The sequence below is a fragment of the Janthinobacterium sp. GW458P genome (assembly GCF_002127585.1).
Classification (GTDB): domain Bacteria; phylum Pseudomonadota; class Gammaproteobacteria; order Burkholderiales; family Burkholderiaceae_D; genus Janthinobacterium.
Genome location: NZ_NEGZ01000005.1, coordinates 77,302 through 96,095, shown reverse-complemented (window position 1 = coordinate 96,095; position 18,794 = coordinate 77,302). Strand labels below are relative to the sequence as shown.

Genomic DNA, 18,794 nt, shown 5'->3' with positions numbered 1-18,794 from the left:
GCCGTACATTCGTACTGTCTTCGCCGTCGCGCCTTGCCCTGTGCGCTTCGCGGCGCAGTCGCGCAAATGCGCAGGCAAAAAAAAAGTCTGCCTGGCCCGGGGATGTAGGCTGGCAGACTGAAACAAGCAGTTGCTTGACTGGTACAGAAAACAGGGCGCAAAAAAGCCAGCAGGGCACACGGTGCGGTGCTTGCGGGCTGGCAGCGGCGCGGTGGCCGCCGAAGGCTAGCTCAGCTGGAAGGTCAGCGGTACTAAAACGTAGACGGGGACGGGTTTGCCGTTTTCGATCATCGGCTTGAACAGCGCGCGTTGCGCGGCCTGGCGGCCCGCTTCATCGAGGTTGCCGTAGCCGGTCGATTTGTGGATCAGGATTTGCTCCGGCAAGCCCTTTTCATTGATCAGGATGCGCAGCACCACGGTGCCGCTTTCGCCCAGGCGGCGCGACAGGTTCGGATACACCAGTTGCGGCGCCTTGATGTATTCGACGCTGCTGACGGTGCGCGGCGTCGCTGGGGCCGGCGGTGTGGGCGATGGGGCCGCTGGCGCTGTCGGCGCGGCCGTGGCCACGGGCGCCGCTTCGGCGCGCGTGGCCTGCGGCGGCGTGATCGTCGGTTCGGTAGGCGCCACGGCGATCAGCGGCAGCGGCGGGATCACGGCGCGCGGCACGGGCGCACTCAGTTCCACGGTTTTCGGTACGGATGGCGCCGGCGGTTTCGGCGGCGCCGGCGGGGCAATGATGCTGATGGTGGTGATGGTCGGCATGGCCGCCGTGACCACGCGGCTCAGCAGGCCGCTCTGGATGGCGTAAAAGCCGGCGATATGCAGGACGACGATGGCCATCAGCGGCGCGAATTTGTTGCGCTTCTTGTCGAAGTCGGCAAATTGCGGCACGGCCTGCACCGTTACGGGCGGGGGCATCATCGTCATGGCGTTATCGCTTTCTTTAGTTTGTCAGTACAGCTCGCATCAATACGGTTTCTTGCAGCACCGCGGTGGCGTTCAGGTGATCGTTCAGCACTTCCCGCGCGCAGGTGTGGCATTTGCCGCAGCAGGTGGCCACGCCCAGGTCGCGGCGCAGTTCGGCCATGCTGGACAGGCCAAGATCGACGGCTTGACGGATTTCACGATCAGATATGTTGTTGCAGACACATACAATCATTGATACACCTTCTGGCTGGAGGATGAACAGACACTAGTGCTTGAAAGCATTGTTGCTAGTGTTTTAATGAGAATCATTATCATTACGTTTCATTGTCGCGCAAAGTGCAGGACAATGCAAGCGATTTTGATCAAGTGTGCGGCAGTTGGCGGCGTGGCGCGGCGCGGTTGTCGGGGGAACATGCGCATGCTGCCGCCCTTGACAGGGGCGGCTCTCCGGGCTAAATAAAAACAATTCGCATTCATGTTTATAATGCTGGTATTGTCTCGGACGGTCGCCGTCCGGATAGATCGAAAGGCCGCTTGTCGGTAATGCGCAACAGTTGCGTTTTACCTCACAACACCCAGGGCATGCGCCATGCGCGGCAGGCTGTCCCCGGTGTTCTTAATTTGAACGGAATTTGCTCATGACTCTAGTTCCACCCCTGATGACGCTCGATGCGCTGGCAGTCGGCCAGAGCGGCACGGTGTTGCATATCACCCCCCATGCGGCCGGACAGATGGAAGACGGCGTCGACCTTGCCCGGCGCCTGATGGAGCTGGGATTCGTTCCCGGCGAACGAATCCGCATGCTCAAGCGCGGCCTTCCCGGCGGCGATCCGCTGGCCATCAAGGTCGGTAACGCCACGTTCGCACTGCGCCGCTTCGAAGCGGCACTGATTACGATTCAACCGCTGATTCAACCGGAATAATTATGGGTGCCGTAGAAACTATCGTGGAAGCGGGCGCGCACAAGCCGCCGCACCAGCCACAAATCGCCTTGCTGGGCAATCCGAACTGCGGCAAGACGGCCCTGTTCAACCGTTTGACGGGCGCGCGCCAGAAAGTGGCGAACTACGCGGGCGTGACCATCGAGCGCAAGGAAGGCCATTTCACCTCGCCCGCCGGCAAGCCCGTGCGCCTGCTCGACCTGCCGGGCGCCTACAGTCTGTCGGCCACCACGCCCGATGAAGCCATCACGCGCGACGTCGTGGGCGGCCTGCGCCGCGGCGATCCGCGTCCGGACGCCATCATCTGCGTCGTCGACGCCACCAATTTGCGCCTGAACCTGCGCCTGGTGCTGGAAGTCAGGCGCCTGGGCTTGCCCATGCTGCTGGCGCTGAACATGACGGACGTGGCGCGCAAGCGCGGCATGGTCATCGACACGGCCCGGCTGTCGCAGGAACTGGGCATGCCCGTGGTGGAAACCGTCGCGGTGCAGCACGATGGCGAAAAAGCCCTGCTCAATGCTATCGACGCCATGCTGCCGTTGCCGGCCGTGGAGGCGAAACCGCTGGCGGCCATCGACGCCGTCAGCGTCGAAGAAACCCAGCGCGAAGTGCGCCGCATTCTCGCTGCCGTCAGCAATGACGCCGGCGACACGGGCAACCTGACGGAAAAGATCGACGACGTGGTGCTGCACCCCGTCTTCGGCCCGATCATCCTGGCCGTGCTGATGTTCCTGATCTTCCAGGCCGTGTTTGCCTGGGCCGCCACGCCGATGGAAATGATCACCGATGGCGTGGGCCACCTGGGCGCCGTGCTGACGGCGAACATGCCCGACGGCCACCTGAAAAGCCTGCTGGTGGAAGGCATCATCGGCGGCGTCGGCAGCGTGCTGGTCTTCCTGCCGCAAATCCTGATCCTGTTCTTCTTCATCCTGAGCCTGGAAGACTGCGGCTACCTGCCGCGCGCGGCCTTTTTGCTGGACCGCCTGATGGGCGGCGTGGGCCTGTCGGGCCGCGCCTTCATCCCGCTGCTGTCGAGCTTTGCCTGCGCCATTCCCGGCGTGATGGCGGCGCGCACCATCCAGAACCCGCGCGACCGCCTGGTGACCATCATGATCGCGCCGCTGATGACATGCTCGGCGCGCCTGCCCGTGTATGCGCTGATCATCGCCGCCTTCATCCCCCAGCGCCAGGTGTGGGGCTACCTGAGCCTGCAAGGCCTGGTGCTGTTCATCCTGTACTTCGCCGGCATCATCTCGGCCATGGCCGTGGCCTGGGTCATGAAGCGCGGCATGGGCGTGCGCGGCAACCAGCCGCTGCTGCTGGAACTGCCGGCCTACCACTGGCCGCACTTGCGCAACCTGGCCGTCAGCCTGTGGGAGCGCGCGAAGATCTTCCTCACGCGCGTCGGCACCATCATCCTGAGCCTGATGATCATCCTGTGGTTCCTCAGCACCTTCCCCGGCGCGCCGGACAATGCCATCCATCCGCCCATCTACTACAGCCTGGCCGGCATCCTGGGCCGCGGCCTGGAAGTGATCTTCGCGCCCATCGGTTTCAACTGGCAGATCTGCATCGCGCTGGTGCCGGGCATGGCGGCGCGCGAAGTGGCCGTCGGCGCGCTGGGCACCGTGTATGCGCTGTCGCAGACGGGCGATGCGCTGGCCTCCACGCTGGAACCGCTGATCGCCCATTCGTGGTCGATGGCCACCGCGCTGTCCCTGCTGGCCTGGTATGTGTTCGCGCCGCAGTGCCTGTCGACCCTCTCCGTCGTCAAGCGCGAGACGGGCGGCTGGCGCTATCCGCTGCTGATGGCCGGCTATATGTTCGCGCTGGCCTATGCCGCCTCGTTCATCACGTACCGCGTCGCCCTGCTGTTCGGCGCCTAGGAGCACACCATGTGGCAAACCCTGATCGTCGCCCTGATCGTCGCAGCCGCGCTGCTGCATTTTTCGACCAAATACCTGCCGGCCGGCGTGCGCCGCGCCATCGTGCGCGGCCTGGTGCGCTGCGGCCTCGATGAAGCGAAGATGTCGACCTTCTTCAGGGTGGCGCCGGGCTGCGGCAGCGGCTGCGGTTCCTGCGGCTCCTGCGACAGCCCGCCGCCGCCGTCCGCCACGCCGCCGGCCGACGGCAGCAGCAAGCGCGTGATCCTGATGCAGGTGCAGCGCCAGGATTGATGTACATCTGGTCATGGGCGCGCCCGTGGGCTACACTGGGCTTTCCGCATGGCAAGGAGTGGCAATGGCGATACTGTTGATCTTCATGTTTTTGTTTGCCGTCGCCACCTGGCTGCTGGCCAGCCGGCGCGGCCGACACGGCGGACTCTGGTTCGGCATCGGCCTGTTCCTCGGGCCATTCGCCTTGCTGGCGGTAGCGGCCCTGCCGCCCGTGTCACCAGTTCAGCGGCCCTGAACGTAAAAAAACCCGCGACTGCGGGTTTTTTTACGCCGATACTGCGCTTACGCCTGGCCGGCCAGTTTTTCCACCACTGGCACGAGCGCGGCGGGGCGGCAGCCGAAGGCGGCCAGGCGGCCTTGCGCCTGCGGCGCCAGATCCAGGTCATACGGCAAACGGCCCGCCACCAGCCACAGTTTATCGTGCGGCAGGGCCTCGACGAGGCGGCGTTGGCCGTCGACGAACATGGCGTTATACGTTTGCAGCACGATCTGCTGCGCGCCTTGTGCAAAATCAATGGCAGCGGCCACTTCCTCGTCCAGCGCCTCGGCCGACAGGGCGTACTCGCGCACGTCCAGGCCCGCTTCGAGCAGCGCCGGCAGCATCGAGCTGCGCGCCTCCTTGTTGCGGCCCAGCGCCACTTCGTCGATTTCGCTGCGCGAGCGCACTTCCACCGTCAGCAGGGTCACGGGCAGGCCCGCGTCGAGCGGGCGGTATGCGCCCTGCACGCGCAGTGCCGCTTTTTGCAGCAGCTGCGACAGAGCCATGGCGGCCGGCTGCATCAGCGCCGGCGGGACGACAGGACGTTCGCGCCAGTCGCGCACGGCGCGGTTGCGCTTGAGTTCAGCCACGCGGGCGCAAGCGGCGTCGATGCGCGCCATGGCAATGTCGCCCCGTTCCACGGCGGCAAGGACGGCGTCGATGGCGGCCGTCTGCTGCGCTTCGCGGTGCGAGATGAGGACGATGTCGGCGCCCGCCTGCAAGGTGGCGATGGCGCCCTGGGCGATGCCGATGCCGTCGGCGATGGCGGCCATTTCCAGGCAGTCGGTGATGACCACGCCCTTGTATTGCATTTCGCCGCGCAGCAGGTCCGTCAGCACGCCTTTCGACAGCGTCGCCGGCACGCTGGTGTCGGCCTCGAAGGCGGGGAAGACCACGTGCGCCGTCATGATGGCGTCCACGCCGCCGGCAATGGCCGCGCGGAAGGGCGCCAGTTCCACCGCGCGCAGGCGTTCCTTGTCGTGCGGGACCAGCGCCATGGCGTAATGCGTGTCGATGGCCGTGTCGCCGTGGCCGGGGAAGTGCTTGGCGGTGACGGCCAGGCCGCTGGCGCGCTGGCCGCGCATGGCCGCCATGCCGTAGTCGATGACGGTGGCGGCGTCCTCGCCATACGCGCGCACGCCGATGACGGGGTTGCTGCGGTTGTTGTTCACGTCCAGCACGGGGGCGAGCAGCATATTGATGCCCACTTGGCGCATTTCATCGCCGCTGATCTGGTTCATGCGTTCGCAGTCTTCCACGGAGCCGGCCGCCTGGAAGGCCATCGCGGCGGGTATCGGCGTGACGCCCTGCTCGATGCGCATGACCATGCCGCCTTCCTGGTCGATGGAGATGAGCAGCGGGATGTCGGACACTTCCGCGTTGATTTCCTGCAGCTCGCGGCACAGGGCCGACACTTGCGCGGGCGTGTGCACATTGCGGCGGAACAAAATCACGCCGCCCACCTTCTTGTTGCGTATCAAGGTCTTGATATGCTCGTCCGCCTGCAGGGCGTCGAAGCCCACCATGAATAGCTGTCCTACTTTCTCGCGCAAACCCTGCTCCATGCTGCAACTCCTCCGGTATTCATTCAGATGACGACAAGTCCGTATTGTGGGCCACGGTGACGCATCGGAGCGGTCACCGGAAAAGCTGCCTTTGTTTTATGCTTATTTTGGTATTGTATTGGATTTGGATATTTGCGCAAGTGGTTATTAAGTGGTATTGCTTGCGCAAGGGCGGGCTCAGGCCAGGCTCTGGAACGATGCGGCCTGGGCCTTGGGCCAGTACTGGCCGAACACGGGCGGCAGCTGCGGCAGCTGGCTCGGATCGAGCAGCTGGCCCGCTTCCAGGAAGGGCAGCAGGGCCGAGGCCAGTTTCACCTGGTTCGGCGAGATGCGCCGCACCAGGTGATGCGGACGCAGCTCCTGCGGGTGCGACAGGCCGGCGGCGGCGATCAGTTCGGCCAGCGCCTTCATGGTGTTCTGGTGGAAGTGCGCCACGCGAGAAATCTTGTCGTCGACCACCAGCGCGCGCTGGCGCTGCGGGTCCTGCGTGGCCACGCCCGTGGGGCAGCGGTCCGTGTGGCAGCTTTGCGACTGGATGCAGCCCAGCGCGAACATGAAGCCGCGCGCCGAATTGCACCAGTCGGCGCCCAGCGCCAGCAGGCGGGCGATGTCGAAGGCCGTGATGATCTTGCCCGAGCAGCCGATCTTGATCCTGTCTCGCAGATTGGCGCCCACCAGCGTGTTATGCACGAGTACCAGCGCTTCCTGCAGCGGCGTGCCCACGTGGTCCGTAAATTCCAGGGGCGCCGCGCCCGTGCCGCCTTCGCTGCCGTCGACGACGATGAAGTCGGGCGTGATGTCCGTTTCCAGCATGGCCTTGACGATGGCAAAAAACTCCCAAGGGTGGCCGATGGCCAGCTTGAAGCCCGTCGGCTTGCCGCCCGAGAGCGTGCGCAGGCGGTCGATAAAGCGCAGCATTTCCAGTGGCGTGGAAAAGGCGCTGTGCGCCGCCGGCGAGACGCAATCCTCGCCCACCATCACGCCGCGCGTGGTGGCGATCTCGATCGTCACCTTGGGACCGGGCAGCACGCCGCCGTGGCCCGGCTTGGCACCCTGCGACATTTTCAGCTCGATCATTTTCACCTGTTCGGAGCTGGCGTTGGCGACGAAGCGCTCTTCGGAAAACGTGCCGTCCTGGTTGCGGCAGCCGAAGTAGCCGGAGCCGATTTCCCATACCAGGTCGCCGCCGTTTTCGCGGTGGTAGGGGCTGATGCTGCCTTCGCCCGTGTCGTGCATGAAGCCGCCGCTGCGCGCGCCGCCGTTCAGGGCCAGGATGGCGTTGGCCGACAGGGCGCCAAAGCTCATCGCCGAGATATTGAAGACGCTGGCCGAATACGGCTTGGCGCGCGGGCAATCCGGATGGTTGCCGATGTCGATGCGGAAATCGTGGCCCGTGACCTTGGCGGGGGCGATGGAGTGGTTGATCCATTCATAGCCCGCTTCATACACGTCGAGCTGGGTGCCGAACGGGCGCTTGTCCGTCTGTTCCTTGGCGCGCTGGTAGACGATGCTGCGCTGGCTGCGCGAGAACGGCGTCGCCTCGCTGTCGCTTTCCAGGAAATACTGGCGGATCTCGGGGCGGATGCTTTCAAAAAAGAAGCGGAAGTGGGCGAGGATGGGATAGTTGCGGCGCAGCGCGCGCTTCGTCTGCAGCAGGTCGCTGATGCCGACCAGGGTCAGCGCGCCGGCCAGCACGGGCAGCCAGTAATGGTCATAGTAAAACACGGACAGGACAAAGATGGCTGCCGTCGCAATGAAGGTCAGGTAGCGAAATGGTACTAGGTGCATGGGCACTCCGGGGAAGTCAGACTGATACTGCTGAGTGTACCGGTGATTTGTGGATCTTGCTGAATGGGAAAGTGTGCGGTTGGAGCGACGCTATCCACGCATGCGACACCTGACAAAACCGTAGCGAGCGGCAGTGATTTGTGGCCGAGAAGCGCAACCGTACTTTAGTACGGTGAGCATCGCCGGCCGCAAAGTGCGACGCGCAGTCGGTTTGGTCAGGTGTTCACCGTTGTGCCGCGCGGATACGTTCGACCCGTTCGGTGCTGGCCGGATGGCTCGACAGGTAGGGCGTGCCGTCGCCCAGCTTGCCCAGGGCGACAAACACCTGCGCCAGGTGTTCCAGCGCGATGCCGTTCTGGCGCAGCATGGCGATCGCGTAATCGTCCGCGTCGCGCTCGACGTCGCGCGAATACTTCAGGTCCAGCAGCATCGGCGGCAGGGTCGCCACCACCGTCGACACGTCGCCGAACAGCAGCGCCGCGCCGGCGCCCACGGCCGAAGTCTGGATGATGCGCCGCGTCAGGTGGCGCTGCTGCAGATGGCCCAGTTCATGCGCCAGCACGCCCATGATGGCCTGGTCGTCCGGCAGCAGTTCGACCATTTCATCGGTGAGCACGATGTCGCCGGAAGGCAGGGCGAACGCGTTCGGGCCGATCTTGCTCTTGCGGAAAACGATGCGGTGCTCGGGCGCGCTGTTGCCGGGCGTGGCCAGGCGCGCAAACTGGCTGCGCAAGGCTTGCTGGCGCGCCGCATCGAGTTGACTTGGCGCAAACACGTGCTGGTCGAGGAAATCGAGCACGCCCTGGCCCAGCTGGCGCTCGACCGATTGCGGAATCGCATGGGCGATGCCTTGCGCCGCCAGCGGCAGCAGGTATTGATAGCTGAGCCAGAGGGCCAGCACCGTGGCCACCGTCGCCAGCAGCGCGCCGCGCCAGCTTTGCTGCAGCCGCACCACCCAGCCGTCGCGGTGGCCGGTGGCGTGCAGCAGGCTGTTGAAGGCCGCCTGGTCGGCGATTTCCAGGTAGGCGCCGTCAGGAAAGCTGACCTTGCGCACGGCGTGGCTGCTGCGTTCGGACACGTGCAGCTCGCCCAGCGGGCAGCTGCGCGCGATGTCGCCCGCCAGCACGGCCACGCCATCGCGCACGCTGAGCGTGACGCGGTACAGGCGCGAACTCTGGCCGTCGAAATAGCGGGCGGCCAGCGCGGCGTGGTCTTCTTGCGTGTCGGCGTTCATTGCTTACATCGACAGGTCGAAGTCCAGCAGGTCGGCCATGCCTTCGCCCGTGGCCGACACTTGCTGGCCCGTGGCGGCGACAAACTCGTCCAGGCTGCCATGCACGAGCATCGACGTCGCCTCCAGGCGGTACTTCAGCCAGCGCACATGGGCGAATGGCGCGAACAGGCCCAGGGTGAAGACCACGCCCAGCAGGTTGGTCAGCATGATGAAGGTGGTGCGGCCCCAGGTCAGCTGCGACTGGAACTGGTGCTGCTGCAAGCGCGTATTGTTCCAGATCAGGTTCTGGATCATGGTCAGGAACAGCGGCAGCACGGTAAACGCCCACAGGTACAGGGCGCCGATGGCGAACAGCAGGCTGCCGACCTTGGCCCTGTCGTTCAGATTGGCGGCAAACGAGGCGAACACGCTGCCGAAGACGACGAAAATCAGGACCAGCAGGCCGCCCAGCAGCAGCGCGAAGAACAGCAGGTAGGTCTTGTAGAAGCTGCCGACCGTGGCGTCAAAGCTGAACGGGCTGGTGCCGAAGCGGCTTTGCGTGTGCTGGAAGCGCTTCAGGCGCTGGTGCAGGAAGGGCGTCATCAGGCCCAGGGTGAAGGTATTGAGGATGGGCAGCCACAGGAAATACTTGTAGGCCTCTTTGGCGCTGCCGCCGAAACCGAAGCGGATGCCCCGGTAGCTGGTGTTGTACAGCTTGAACTGCAGGCTTTTCCATACCAGCCAGGGCAGGATGGCGGCCAGCAGCACGAACATCAGCAGGCCCACGATGGGTGAAAGCTTCAGGGCGATGTTGTAGCCGCCGATCAGCACCACGGCCGCGATGCGGCCTTTCAGGATGGCGACGGCATTGCCATGGTATTCGAAGCTGCTGCCGGCCAGGTGGGTGCTGGAATAGAAATAGCGGTTGCGGCGCACCTTGGCCCAGGCCGAGTAAATGCCCAGGGTGACGATGCTCAGCAGCAGGTTGACGATCCAGATACGGAAGTATTCGCTGCCCGTGGCGCTGAAGGTGATGGCTTCGCGCCGGGGAGTAGTGTTGTTGGTGTCGAAATCCACAGGGGGGTTTCCTTACTTATTGGAAACAAAACAAGATAAGGGAATATTGAAAAGTTATCAATTGAAAATACTGTTTTTCGCAATTATTTTTGGTGCTCGGCCCCTGCCGCCGCGATTTTCCCGTCCCGGCTATACTGGAACTCAACCATCGCCTAACGGAACAACCATGATCGTCGTCCACCATCTGAACAATTCGCGCTCGCAGCGCGTGCTCTGGCTGCTCGAGGAACTGGGCCTCGACTACGAGGTCAAGCGCTACCAGCGCGATCCGCAAACCATGCTGGCGCCCGCCTCGCTGAAGGCCGTGCATCCGCTGGGCAAGTCGCCCGTGATCACGGACGGCGCCAACACGATCGCCGAATCGGGCGCCATCATCGATTACCTGGTGGAACGCTACGGCAATGGCCGCTTGATACCGGCGGCAGGTTCGCCCGAGAAGCTGCGCTGGACTTACTGGCTGCACTTCGCGGAAGGCTCGGCCATGCCGCCGCTGCTGATGAAGCTGGTATTCGACAAGGTCGAGTCGTCGCCGATGCCGTTTTTCGTCAAGCCGATTGCGCGCGGCATCGCCGGCAAGGTCAAAAGCAGCTTCATCTTGCCCAATATCAATAGCCAGCTGGCCTATATGGAAGCGGAACTGGAGAAAACAAAATGGTTTGCCGGCAACGAGTTCACGGCGGCCGACATCCAGATGAGCTTTCCGCTGGAAGCGGCCGCCATGCGCGCCGGGCTCGACGAGCGCCTGCCGAAACTGACGGCCTTTTTGCAGCGCATCCACGCGCGGCCCGCCTACCGGCGCGCGCTGGAGCGGGGCGGGCCCTACGATTTCGCAAAGTAATACGCCGTGCCTGGGGAGGTGGCATGCAAAGAAAGTAATATTACCTGTTTGCATGATTTTGCTATAAAATATTTTCCTTTATGCAACTATCTGACCGCGCTGCGATGCGCGCCCCCTCATGATCAAAAAAATTACGCTGCTCTCCGCCGTGGTCTTCCTCTTCACCGGTTGCGCCATTACGCAAACCGTCAAGCCGGTCGAGCATTTTGCCAGCAAAGAAGTGTGCATTCTGGAAAACCCCGATGTCCGCGTCGGGTTCATGGCTTCCTATAAACGTGCGCTCGAAGGCAAGGGATATGTCGCACGCCAGTTGCCTGCGGCCGCGTCGATCATCGAATGCCCGCTGACGTCCACGTACACGGCGAACTGGCGCTGGGATCTGGCGTTGTACATGAATTATGCAAACATCAAGGTGTACAACAAGGGCAAGGTGATCGGTGAAGCCATGTACGACGCCAATCGCGCCGGCATGAATACGGCCAAGTTCATCGATGCGGACAAAAAGATAGGCGAATTGGTCAACCAGCTTTTCCCGGGCGGCGCTGGCGGCTGAAACTGCGGATGGCCCTGTCCATGCGGTAAAATGCGTGCTTGAACAAGCATCAATAGTCCTTTTAACCGCATGGCCAGACTCCTCGCTATCGACGGCTTGAATATCGTACGCCGCGTCTACGAAGCCAGTCCTGAACCCGATTCCGACCTGAAGGCGGAGATCGCGCTGCGCCATGCGCTGTCGTCGTTCCGCACCCTCATCAACGACCACGAGCCGACGCACATCCTGCCGGCCTTCGACTATGGCGGCCCCACCTGGCGCCACGCCCTGTATGCGGGCTACCGCGAGGGGCGCCAGCCCATGCCGCAAGTGCTGCGCGACGCCTTGCCCGGCTTTTACGCCACGCTGGCCAGCTTCGGCATGCACGTGGTGAGCATCCCCGAAGTGGAGGCCGACGACGTGATCGGCACGGCCGTCATGCGCTGGCTGCACGAGGGGCGCGGCGCGGCCGTCATCGCCACCACCGACAAGGATTTGCACGGCCTGATCGCCCACGGCGCGCTGGTATGGGACCATTTCAAGGGCATCTGGCACGACCATGCCTGGGTCGAGAAAAAGTTCGGCGTGCCGCCGGACCTGCTGCCCGACCTGCTGGCGCTGATGGGCGACGTCACCGACAGCATCCCCGGCGTGTCGAAGATCGGCCTGAAGACGGGTGCGAAACTGTTGCGTGCGTACGGCAATATCGACGCCGTGATGGCCGGCGCGGGCATTTTGCCCGGCGCGCTCGGTGAAAGCCTGCGAAAAGAGCGGGAAATACTGTATCTTTCAAGAAAGTTGGTCGAACTCAAGACCGACGTGACGTTGGGCGTGACCTGGAACAAGCTGGCGTGGGAGAAGTAAGCGCTGGCGCAACACAAGAACAATCAAGCAAGGATGTAAATCATGATGTTAAAGACAGTCCTGATCGATAGCAGCGCCGTGGCGCGCGGCCTGCTGAACACGGTCCTGACCGATGGCGGCTACGATGTCTGCGGGCAGACGCATACCAGCGCGCTGGGACTGGCGCTGCTGGTCAAGCACCACCCGCATTTCGTCTGCATCGCGCGCGAGCAGGTGGAAGACGGGACCAACGTGGTGCAAACCATCCGCGCCCAGTACCCGAAGACGCTCATTTTCATGGTTTCGGGCGGCATAGACGCGGCCTCGCTGCAGGCGGCCCACGCCATGGGCGTGTCGGGCTTCATCGTGAAACCCTTCATGGCCGACACGGTCCTGAAAACCGTGCGCAATACCGTCATTGCCATGGTGCGCAAGCAGCAGCAGGCGCTGGCCGCCGCTGCGAAAGACACCTGATAAAATCTGCTGCGCGTCGCGATTTGCGGCCGGCGATGCTCACTGTACTAAAGTACAGTTGCGCTTCTCGGCCACAACTCACTGCCGCTCGCTACGATTGTCTCAGGTGTTGTTATTGAGTTGGATTGGTAAAAATCTACTTAACCAAGCTGACTTTAGGCCAGGCCCGTCGCGCTGGCGATGATGCCGCCACCGAGGCAGACGTCGCCGTCGTACAACACGGCCGACTGGCCCGGCGTGACGGCCCATTGCGCCTGATCAAAGGCCAGGCCAAAATTTTCATTTCCATCAGGCAGCAACTGGCAGGCCACGTCGGCCTGGCGGTAGCGCGTCTTGGCGGACAGGGCGCCCGCTTGCGGCGCGCTGCCGGCGACCCAGCTGGCCTGGTCGGCCGTCAAGGCCGGCGACAGCAGCCAAGGGTGGTCGTGGCCCTGCACCACCCACAGGGTGTTGTTGGCGATATCCTTGCGCGCCACATACCAGGCGTCGCTGCTGCCGTCGGCGTTCTGGTATGACTTCACGCCGCCGATGCCGATGCCCTTGCGCTGGCCCAGGGTATAAAAACTCAGTCCCACGTGTTCGCCCACGGTCTTGCCGTCGGCCGTTTTCATCGGACCCGGCTTGTACGACAGGTAGCGGTTCAAAAATTCGCGGAACGGGCGCTCGCCAATGAAGCAAATGCCCGTCGAATCCTTTTTTTGCGCATTCGGCAGGGCCAGCTTTTCCGCGATCTGGCGCACTTGCGTCTTCGGGATTTCACCGAGCGGAAACAAGGTCTTGGACAACTGCGCCTGGTTCAAGCGGTGCAGGAAGTAGCTTTGATCCTTGCTGGCGTCGACGGCCTTGAGCAGTTCGTAGCGGCCCGCGTCGGTGGGCGCCTGGCGCACGCGCGCATAGTGGCCGGTGGCGATCAGGTCGGCGCCCAGGGTCATGGCATGGTCAAGAAAAGCCTTGAACTTGATTTCGGCGTTGCACAGCACGTCCGGGTTCGGCGTGCGGCCGGCCTGGTATTCGCGCAGGAAGTCGGCGAAGACGCGGTCCTTGTATTCGGAGGCGAAATTGACGGCTTCGATATCGACGCCGATGACGTCGGCCACGCTGGCCGCGTCGATCCAGTCCTGGCGCGTGGAGCAGTATTCCGAATCGTCGTCATCTTCCCAGTTTTTCATGAACAGGCCGATGACTTCATAGCCTTGTTCCTTCAGCATCCATGCCGCGACCGAGGAATCGACCCCGCCCGACATGCCGATAACGACTTTCTTCTTGCTCATCTTGCTTTCCAGTGTACTTTAGATAATGTTGCCATGCGCGGGTCTATGCGCTGTTAAAGACCGACGTATGCGTGTGCAGCAGGGCCAGCGGCGCGCGCCGGCCAGCCAGGTATTCGTCCACGCACTGCAGCACCAGCGGGCTGCGGTGGCGCTCCTGGCACGCCGCCAGCTCGTCGCGCGTCATCCACAGGGTGCGGATGATGCCTTCGTCCAGCGGGCGGTCATGCTCGGCGCCGGCCGTGCCGCAAAAGGTGAAGCGCAGATAGGTCACATCCTCGCCCGTGCGCAGCGACTGGTAGCGCGACATGTACATGCCGACCAGCGCCGTGGGAATGAAATCATAGGCCGCTTCCTCCAGCGTTTCGCGGATGACGGCCTGCTCCAGCGATTCGAACGGGTCGAGATGGCCGGCCGGCTGATTGATCTTGATGCCTTCGCTGGTCTCTTCTTCAATCAGTAAAAACAGGCCGTCGCGCTCGACGATGGCGGCAACGGTGACAGAGGGTTTCCAGATTCTCGGCATGATTCCATCCTTGAAAGAGCCGACATTTTATCTTGTTCTGCGCGCGCGGTTTGAACGCGGCCTTCTGTTGCGCGGACATATTGATAAATGACAACGTTTTAGCAAATAGCGGTGGGAGGTACTTACGTCTTTCCCGGGGAGCGCACTAGCATGGGGGCTTAGGCGGCAAGGCGGCAGGAAGCGCTCGTCAATATAGGCCTTCCGCCTGGTCAAAACAAGCGCGCATGCGGCGTGGACTGTGGTGAGATTGACACACATTTCCCATAATACGGTCGCTGCACCGCATGGCGAAACGAGCGCTGCCATTTCGGGGGAATTAGTGTCCTGTGCCTAAAAGTTGCTGGTTCACAAACGTTTAACGCGCGGCTTTCCGTGTTAGATTCTAGTCAGTTTATCAATTTGCGGAGGCATCATGAGGATAGGCATACCGGCCGAAACGCGGCCCGGTGAGACCCGGGTGGCAGCGACGCCCGAGACAGTCAAGAAGCTGGCGGCCAGGCATCAGGTCGTCGTACAGGCGGGCGCGGGCGTGCAAGCGTCGATTCCCGACGACGCGTACGCCGCCGCCGGCGCGCAGATCGGCACCGCCCAGGAAGCCTACGGCTGCGCCATCGTGCTCAAGGTGCGCGCTCCCGATGCCGAAGAACGGACCCTGATGGCCGGCGGCACCGTGCTGGTCGGCATGTTGAACCCGTTTGACGCGGACAATATCGCCGCCATGGCCGCGGCCGGGCTGTCCGCCTTCGCCCTGGAAGCCGTGCCGCGCATCACGCGCGCGCAGTCGATGGACGTGCTGTCCTCGCAGGCAAATATTGCCGGCTACAAGGCCGTGCTGGTGGCCGCCAATACCTACCAGCGCTTCATGCCCATGCTGATGACAGCGGCCGGCACGGTGAAAGCGGCCCGCGTGCTGATCATGGGCGTGGGCGTGGCCGGTTTGCAGGCGATCGCCACGGCCAAGCGCCTGGGCGCCGTCATCGAGGCGTCCGACGTGCGCCCGCCCGTCAAGGAACAAGTTGAATCGCTGGGCGCCAAGTTCCTCGACGTGCCTTTCCTCACCGAGGAAGAAAAGGAAATCGCCAAGGGGTCGGGCGGCTATGCGCGCGCCATGCCGGCCGACTGGATGCGCCGCCAGGCCGAACTGGTGCACGAACGGGCGAAACTGGCCGACATCATCATCACCACGGCACTGATCCCCGGCCGCGCCGCGCCCGTGCTCATTTCCGAAGAAACGGTGAAAGCCATGAAACCCGGTTCCGTCATCGTCGACCTGGCCGTGGAGCAGGGCGGCAACTGCCCGCTGTCGGAACTGGGCAAGACGGTGCTCAAGCACGGCGTCTACATCGTGGGCGAGCCGAACCTGGCGACCCTGGTGGCGGCCGATGCCTCGGCCCTGTATGCGCGCAACGTGCTGGACTTTTTGAAGCTCATCATCGACAAGGACGATCAGCTGCTGATCGACCGCGAGGATGAAATCATCAAGGCCAGCCTGGTTTGCGCGGACAGCGTGATCTTGCGCAAATAAGTTACGAAAATAATGCGGCACAGGGAGAGAACAACATCATGGAAATCAGTCACACCATCACCAACCTGATCATCTTCGTGCTGGCCATTTATGTCGGCTACCACGTCGTCTGGACCGTCACGCCGGCGCTGCATACGCCGCTGATGGCCGTCACCAACGCCATTTCCGCCATCATCATCGTTGGCGCCATGCTGGCGGCCGGCCTGACGGATGGTCCGCTGGCGCAGGCGGCCGGCACGCTGGCAGTGGCGCTGGCCGCCGTCAACGTGTTCGGCGGCTTCCTCGTCACGCAGCGCATGCTCGAGATGTTCCGTAAAAAAGAACCGAAAGCCAAGCAAGGAGCGAAAGAATGAGTCACGCCATGAGCTTCGTCACCATGAACCTGGTGACGATGATGTACCTGATCGCGTCGGTGTGCTTCATCCAGGCCCTGAAAGGGCTGTCGTCGCCCTCGACGGCGCGCCGCGGCAATGCCTTCGGCATGAGCGGCATGGCCATTGCCGCCGTCACCACCGTGGCGCTGATCCTGAAACTCAAGGAGCAGCAGACGGGCGGCATGGGCCTGACCCTCGTCATCATCGGCATCGTCACGGGCGGCGCCATCGGCGCCTACCTGGCAAAAACCGTGGAAATGACGAAGATGCCGGAACTGGTGGCGGCCATGCACTCGCTGATCGGCCTGGCGGCCGTCTGCATCGCCGTGGCGGCCGTGTCGGAACCGTGGGCCTTCAATATCGCCAAAAACGGCGAGGCGCTGCCCATCGGCAACCGCTTCGAGCTGTTCATCGGCACCTTTGTCGGCGCCATCACGTTCTCCGGTTCGGTGATCGCCTTCGGCAAGCTGTCAGGCAAGTACAAGTTCCGCCTGTTCCAGGGCGCGCCCGTCAGCTTCAAGGGCCAGCACATGCTCAACCTGGTGCTGGCGCTGGTGATGGTGGGCCTGGGCCTGGCCTTCTGCTTCGCCGACGGCGTGCAGCCGGCGTGGACGCCGTTCATCATCATGGCCCTGATCGCCTTTGCGCTGGGCGTGCTGATCATCATCCCCATCGGCGGCGCCGACATGCCGGTGGTGGTGTCGATGCTCAACAGCTATTCGGGCTGGGCCGCGGCGGGCATCGGCTTTTCGCTGAATAACTCGATGCTGATCATCGCCGGCTCGCTCGTGGGGTCTTCGGGCGCGATCCTGTCGTACATCATGTGCAAGGCCATGAACCGCTCGTTCTTCAACGTCATCCTCGGCGGCTTTGGCGGCGATGCACCGGCCGCGGCCAGCGGCGGCGCGCAGGAACAGCGCCCCGTCAAATCGGGCTCGGCCGACGATGCCGCCTTCATCATGGGCAATGCGGAAACCGTCATCATCGTGCCAGGCTATGGCCTGGCCGTGGCGCGCGCGCAGCATTCGCTCAAGGAACTGGTGGAAAAGCTCACGCACAAGGGCGTCACCGTCAAGTATGCGATCCACCCGGTGGCGGGGCGCATGCCGGGCCACATGAACGTGCTGCTGGCCGAGGCCGAGGTGCCGTACGACCAGGTCTTCGAGATGGAAGACATCAACGGTGAATTCGGCCAGACCGACGTGGTGCTGGTGCTGGGCGCGAACGACGTCGTCAACCCGGCGGCAAAAGACCCGAAATCGCCGATCGCCGGCATGCCGATCCTCGAGGCGTACAAGGCCAAGAGCATCATCGTCAACAAGCGCTCGATGGCGTCCGGCTATGCGGGCCTGGACAATGAGCTGTTCTACCAGCCGAACACGATGATGGTATTTGGCGACGCCAAGAAGGTGATCGAGGACATGCTGAAAGCGGTCGAATAAACGCCAGCGCCGCAGGCGACGCCCGGACGGCCCGCCTTTGCGCGGGCTGTTTTTATTCGGCGGCGCTGGCCATGACCTGGTTGCGGCCCTGGTGCTTGGCCACGTACAGGGCCTTGTCGGCTTCCGACATGGCCGCATCCATGCTGGCGCCTCGCGCCAGCGGCGCCAGGCCGATGCTGATGGTGACATGCAGCGCGGAACCGTCCGGCAGCACGGTGACGGCCGCCGCCACGGCCGCGCGGATGCGCTCGGCCACCAGCTGCGCCTGCTGCAAGGTCGCGTCGGGGAACAGCAGGCCGAATTCCTCGCCGCCCATGCGCGCCGCCACGTCGGTGACGCGGCCCGTATCGCGCAGCACTTGCGCCACGTTGCGCAGCACGGCGTCGCCCACGGCGTGCCCATGGCGGTCGTTGATTTTCTTGAAATGGTCAAGGTCGGCCACGCCCACCGTCAGCGCGGCGCCGCTGCGCGCCGCGCGCGCCATGGCCTGCTCGGCCTGGGCCTCGTAGGCGCGCCGGTTCGGCAGCGAAGTGAGGGCATCGTACAGCGCCTGCTGTTCCAGCTGTGCCAGCAGGCTGGCGTTCTTGGCCGCCAGTTCGCGCCGTTCGCGCACGTCGAGCAAAAAGGCGCCGAAATAGCGCATGCCGTCCACCACGCCCAGGTCCAGCGCCTTCATTTCGATGGGGATCATCTGTGTGTCGCGGTGGCGGATGGCGAATTCGCGTATTTTTCCCAGCACGCTGGAGGTGCGCGAGCTGCGGATGTAATTGATCACATGGTTGTCGTGCTGCGCGCCGACGGCGTCTGGCAGCAGGCCATTCAGGGTCTGGCCCAGCAGTTCTCCGCTGGCATAGCCCGACAGCGCCTGCATGGCGCCATTGATGTAGCGGATGCGGCACTGCTCGTCGATGATGATGACGGCGTCGAGGGCGTCTTCCAGCAGGCGGGAAAAGAGTATTTCGGGAAGAGCGGCAGGCGGTGCTGCGGGCAATGCGTCTGTCATGGAACGGTCGCCAGAATCCAGG

Annotated in this window: 20 protein-coding genes; 11 read left to right on the top strand and 9 right to left on the bottom strand. The window is 63.4% G+C overall.

What is annotated here, in order from left to right; genetic code table 11:
* Positions 1–225 precede the first annotated feature (225 nt).
* Positions 226–927, bottom strand: a complete 702-nt coding sequence (locus CBW50_RS06030) for an energy transducer TonB (protein WP_086144696.1) — start codon at positions 925–927, stop codon at positions 226–228.
* Between the two features lie 16 nt (positions 928–943).
* The gene (locus tag CBW50_RS06025) at positions 944–1,159 is read right to left on the bottom strand and encodes a bacterioferritin-associated ferredoxin (protein ID WP_086144695.1); all 216 of its coding nucleotides are present in this window, start codon (positions 1,157–1,159) and stop codon (positions 944–946) included.
* Positions 1,160–1,565: 406 nt separating this feature from the next.
* Between CBW50_RS06025 and CBW50_RS06020 the strand changes: the two genes are divergently transcribed.
* The 4 genes from CBW50_RS06020 (at position 1,566) to CBW50_RS29265 (ending at position 4,280) form a co-directional block, all read left to right on the top strand.
* Positions 1,566–1,850: a FeoA family protein gene (locus tag CBW50_RS06020; protein ID WP_086144754.1), complete on the top strand. Its 285-nt coding sequence runs from the start codon at positions 1,566–1,568 to the stop codon at positions 1,848–1,850.
* A 2-nt stretch (positions 1,851–1,852) separates the two neighbouring features.
* A complete protein-coding gene (locus CBW50_RS06015) occupies positions 1,853–3,754 on the top strand; it encodes a ferrous iron transporter B (protein WP_086144694.1) in 1,902 nt (633 codons plus the stop codon).
* 9 nt (positions 3,755–3,763) lie between these two features.
* Entirely contained in the window at positions 3,764–4,045 is a 282-nt protein-coding gene (locus CBW50_RS06010; RefSeq protein ID WP_086144693.1) for a DUF6587 family protein, read from the top strand.
* Positions 4,046–4,109: 64 nt separating this feature from the next.
* On the top strand, positions 4,110–4,280 hold the full coding sequence (locus tag CBW50_RS29265; RefSeq protein ID WP_172404685.1) for a hypothetical protein: 171 nt from the start codon (positions 4,110–4,112) through the stop codon (positions 4,278–4,280).
* Between the two features lie 47 nt (positions 4,281–4,327).
* Here CBW50_RS29265 and nagZ read toward each other — a convergent pair whose 3' ends face one another.
* From nagZ to CBW50_RS05990, 4 genes are all read right to left on the bottom strand, one after another.
* Positions 4,328–5,869 carry a beta-N-acetylhexosaminidase gene (gene nagZ / locus CBW50_RS06005; RefSeq protein WP_086144692.1) on the bottom strand — a complete coding sequence of 514 codons (1,542 nt, stop codon included), beginning with the start codon at positions 5,867–5,869 and terminating at the stop codon, positions 4,328–4,330.
* A gap of 177 nt (positions 5,870–6,046) precedes the next feature.
* The gene (locus CBW50_RS06000; protein WP_086144691.1) at positions 6,047–7,657 is read right to left on the bottom strand and encodes an FMN-binding glutamate synthase family protein; all 1,611 of its coding nucleotides are present in this window, start codon (positions 7,655–7,657) and stop codon (positions 6,047–6,049) included.
* Between the two features lie 223 nt (positions 7,658–7,880).
* Positions 7,881–8,891 carry a M48 family metallopeptidase gene (locus CBW50_RS05995; protein ID WP_086144690.1) on the bottom strand — a complete coding sequence of 337 codons (1,011 nt, stop codon included), beginning with the start codon at positions 8,889–8,891 and terminating at the stop codon, positions 7,881–7,883.
* 3 nt (positions 8,892–8,894) lie between these two features.
* Positions 8,895–9,947, bottom strand: coding sequence for a YjgN family protein (locus CBW50_RS05990; RefSeq protein WP_086144689.1), 1,053 nt, complete (start codon positions 9,945–9,947; stop codon positions 8,895–8,897).
* A 166-nt stretch (positions 9,948–10,113) separates the two neighbouring features.
* On the opposite strand from CBW50_RS05990, the gene CBW50_RS05985 reads away from it, so the two are divergent.
* The 4 genes from CBW50_RS05985 to CBW50_RS05970 all read left to right on the top strand — a co-directional run bounded on the left by CBW50_RS05985 (position 10,114) and on the right by CBW50_RS05970 (position 12,634).
* Positions 10,114–10,785, top strand: coding sequence for a glutathione S-transferase (locus CBW50_RS05985; protein ID WP_086144688.1), 672 nt, complete (start codon positions 10,114–10,116; stop codon positions 10,783–10,785).
* Positions 10,786–10,903: 118 nt separating this feature from the next.
* Positions 10,904–11,338, top strand: a complete 435-nt coding sequence (locus tag CBW50_RS05980; protein ID WP_086144687.1) for an Sbal_3080 family lipoprotein — start codon at positions 10,904–10,906, stop codon at positions 11,336–11,338.
* Positions 11,339–11,407: 69 nt separating this feature from the next.
* Entirely contained in the window at positions 11,408–12,181 is a 774-nt protein-coding gene (locus CBW50_RS05975) for a 5'-3' exonuclease H3TH domain-containing protein (RefSeq protein ID WP_086144686.1), read from the top strand.
* 45 nt (positions 12,182–12,226) lie between these two features.
* On the top strand, positions 12,227–12,634 hold the full coding sequence (locus CBW50_RS05970; RefSeq protein ID WP_086144753.1) for a response regulator: 408 nt from the start codon (positions 12,227–12,229) through the stop codon (positions 12,632–12,634).
* Between the two features lie 155 nt (positions 12,635–12,789).
* Here CBW50_RS05970 and mnmA read toward each other — a convergent pair whose 3' ends face one another.
* A complete protein-coding gene (mnmA, locus tag CBW50_RS05965) occupies positions 12,790–13,905 on the bottom strand; it encodes a tRNA 2-thiouridine(34) synthase MnmA (protein WP_086144685.1) in 1,116 nt (371 codons plus the stop codon).
* A gap of 43 nt (positions 13,906–13,948) precedes the next feature.
* Positions 13,949–14,428, bottom strand: a complete 480-nt coding sequence (locus CBW50_RS05960) for an NUDIX hydrolase (RefSeq protein ID WP_076571927.1) — start codon at positions 14,426–14,428, stop codon at positions 13,949–13,951.
* A gap of 412 nt (positions 14,429–14,840) precedes the next feature.
* On the opposite strand from CBW50_RS05960, the gene CBW50_RS05955 reads away from it, so the two are divergent.
* From CBW50_RS05955 to CBW50_RS05945, 3 genes are read left to right on the top strand one after another with little or no spacing between them, the layout of a single operon-like run.
* Positions 14,841–15,953, top strand: coding sequence for a Re/Si-specific NAD(P)(+) transhydrogenase subunit alpha (locus CBW50_RS05955; RefSeq protein ID WP_086144684.1), 1,113 nt, complete (start codon positions 14,841–14,843; stop codon positions 15,951–15,953).
* A 38-nt stretch (positions 15,954–15,991) separates the two neighbouring features.
* A complete protein-coding gene (locus tag CBW50_RS05950) occupies positions 15,992–16,306 on the top strand; it encodes an NAD(P) transhydrogenase subunit alpha (RefSeq protein WP_071321726.1) in 315 nt (104 codons plus the stop codon).
* Between the two features lie 8 nt (positions 16,307–16,314).
* The gene (locus tag CBW50_RS05945; RefSeq protein ID WP_086144683.1) at positions 16,315–17,769 is read left to right on the top strand and encodes an NAD(P)(+) transhydrogenase (Re/Si-specific) subunit beta; all 1,455 of its coding nucleotides are present in this window, start codon (positions 16,315–16,317) and stop codon (positions 17,767–17,769) included.
* Positions 17,770–17,821: 52 nt separating this feature from the next.
* Here the strand turns inward: CBW50_RS05945 and CBW50_RS05940 are convergent, their stop codons facing one another.
* Positions 17,822–18,772 (bottom strand): sensor domain-containing diguanylate cyclase, encoded by a 951-nt coding sequence (locus CBW50_RS05940; RefSeq protein ID WP_086144682.1) that lies wholly within the window; start codon positions 18,770–18,772, stop codon positions 17,822–17,824.
* Between the last annotated feature and the right edge of the window lie 22 nt (positions 18,773–18,794).

What these genes read in the sequence shown, in the direction of transcription:
- CBW50_RS06030 (WP_086144696.1), bottom strand. Translation starts at nt 927, where the DNA reads ATGACGATGATGCCCCCGCCCGTAACGGTGCAGGCCGTGCCGCAATTT.
- CBW50_RS06025 (WP_086144695.1), bottom strand. Translation starts at nt 1,159, where the DNA reads ATGATTGTATGTGTCTGCAACAACATATCTGATCGTGAAATCCGTCAA.
- CBW50_RS06020 (WP_086144754.1), top strand. Translation starts at nt 1,566, where the DNA reads ATGACTCTAGTTCCACCCCTGATGACGCTCGATGCGCTGGCAGTCGGC.
- CBW50_RS06015 (WP_086144694.1), top strand. Translation starts at nt 1,853, where the DNA reads ATGGGTGCCGTAGAAACTATCGTGGAAGCGGGCGCGCACAAGCCGCCG.
- CBW50_RS06010 (WP_086144693.1), top strand. Translation starts at nt 3,764, where the DNA reads ATGTGGCAAACCCTGATCGTCGCCCTGATCGTCGCAGCCGCGCTGCTG.
- CBW50_RS29265 (WP_172404685.1), top strand. Translation starts at nt 4,110, where the DNA reads ATGGCGATACTGTTGATCTTCATGTTTTTGTTTGCCGTCGCCACCTGG.
- nagZ (WP_086144692.1), bottom strand. Translation starts at nt 5,869, where the DNA reads ATGGAGCAGGGTTTGCGCGAGAAAGTAGGACAGCTATTCATGGTGGGC.
- CBW50_RS06000 (WP_086144691.1), bottom strand. Translation starts at nt 7,657, where the DNA reads ATGCACCTAGTACCATTTCGCTACCTGACCTTCATTGCGACGGCAGCC.
- CBW50_RS05995 (WP_086144690.1), bottom strand. Translation starts at nt 8,891, where the DNA reads ATGAACGCCGACACGCAAGAAGACCACGCCGCGCTGGCCGCCCGCTAT.
- CBW50_RS05985 (WP_086144688.1), top strand. Translation starts at nt 10,114, where the DNA reads ATGATCGTCGTCCACCATCTGAACAATTCGCGCTCGCAGCGCGTGCTC.
- CBW50_RS05980 (WP_086144687.1), top strand. Translation starts at nt 10,904, where the DNA reads ATGATCAAAAAAATTACGCTGCTCTCCGCCGTGGTCTTCCTCTTCACC.
- CBW50_RS05975 (WP_086144686.1), top strand. Translation starts at nt 11,408, where the DNA reads ATGGCCAGACTCCTCGCTATCGACGGCTTGAATATCGTACGCCGCGTC.
- CBW50_RS05970 (WP_086144753.1), top strand. Translation starts at nt 12,227, where the DNA reads ATGTTAAAGACAGTCCTGATCGATAGCAGCGCCGTGGCGCGCGGCCTG.
- mnmA (WP_086144685.1), bottom strand. Translation starts at nt 13,905, where the DNA reads ATGAGCAAGAAGAAAGTCGTTATCGGCATGTCGGGCGGGGTCGATTCC.
- CBW50_RS05960 (WP_076571927.1), bottom strand. Translation starts at nt 14,428, where the DNA reads ATGCCGAGAATCTGGAAACCCTCTGTCACCGTTGCCGCCATCGTCGAG.
- CBW50_RS05955 (WP_086144684.1), top strand. Translation starts at nt 14,841, where the DNA reads ATGAGGATAGGCATACCGGCCGAAACGCGGCCCGGTGAGACCCGGGTG.
- CBW50_RS05950 (WP_071321726.1), top strand. Translation starts at nt 15,992, where the DNA reads ATGGAAATCAGTCACACCATCACCAACCTGATCATCTTCGTGCTGGCC.
- CBW50_RS05945 (WP_086144683.1), top strand. Translation starts at nt 16,315, where the DNA reads ATGAGCTTCGTCACCATGAACCTGGTGACGATGATGTACCTGATCGCG.
- CBW50_RS05940 (WP_086144682.1), bottom strand. Translation starts at nt 18,772, where the DNA reads ATGACAGACGCATTGCCCGCAGCACCGCCTGCCGCTCTTCCCGAAATA.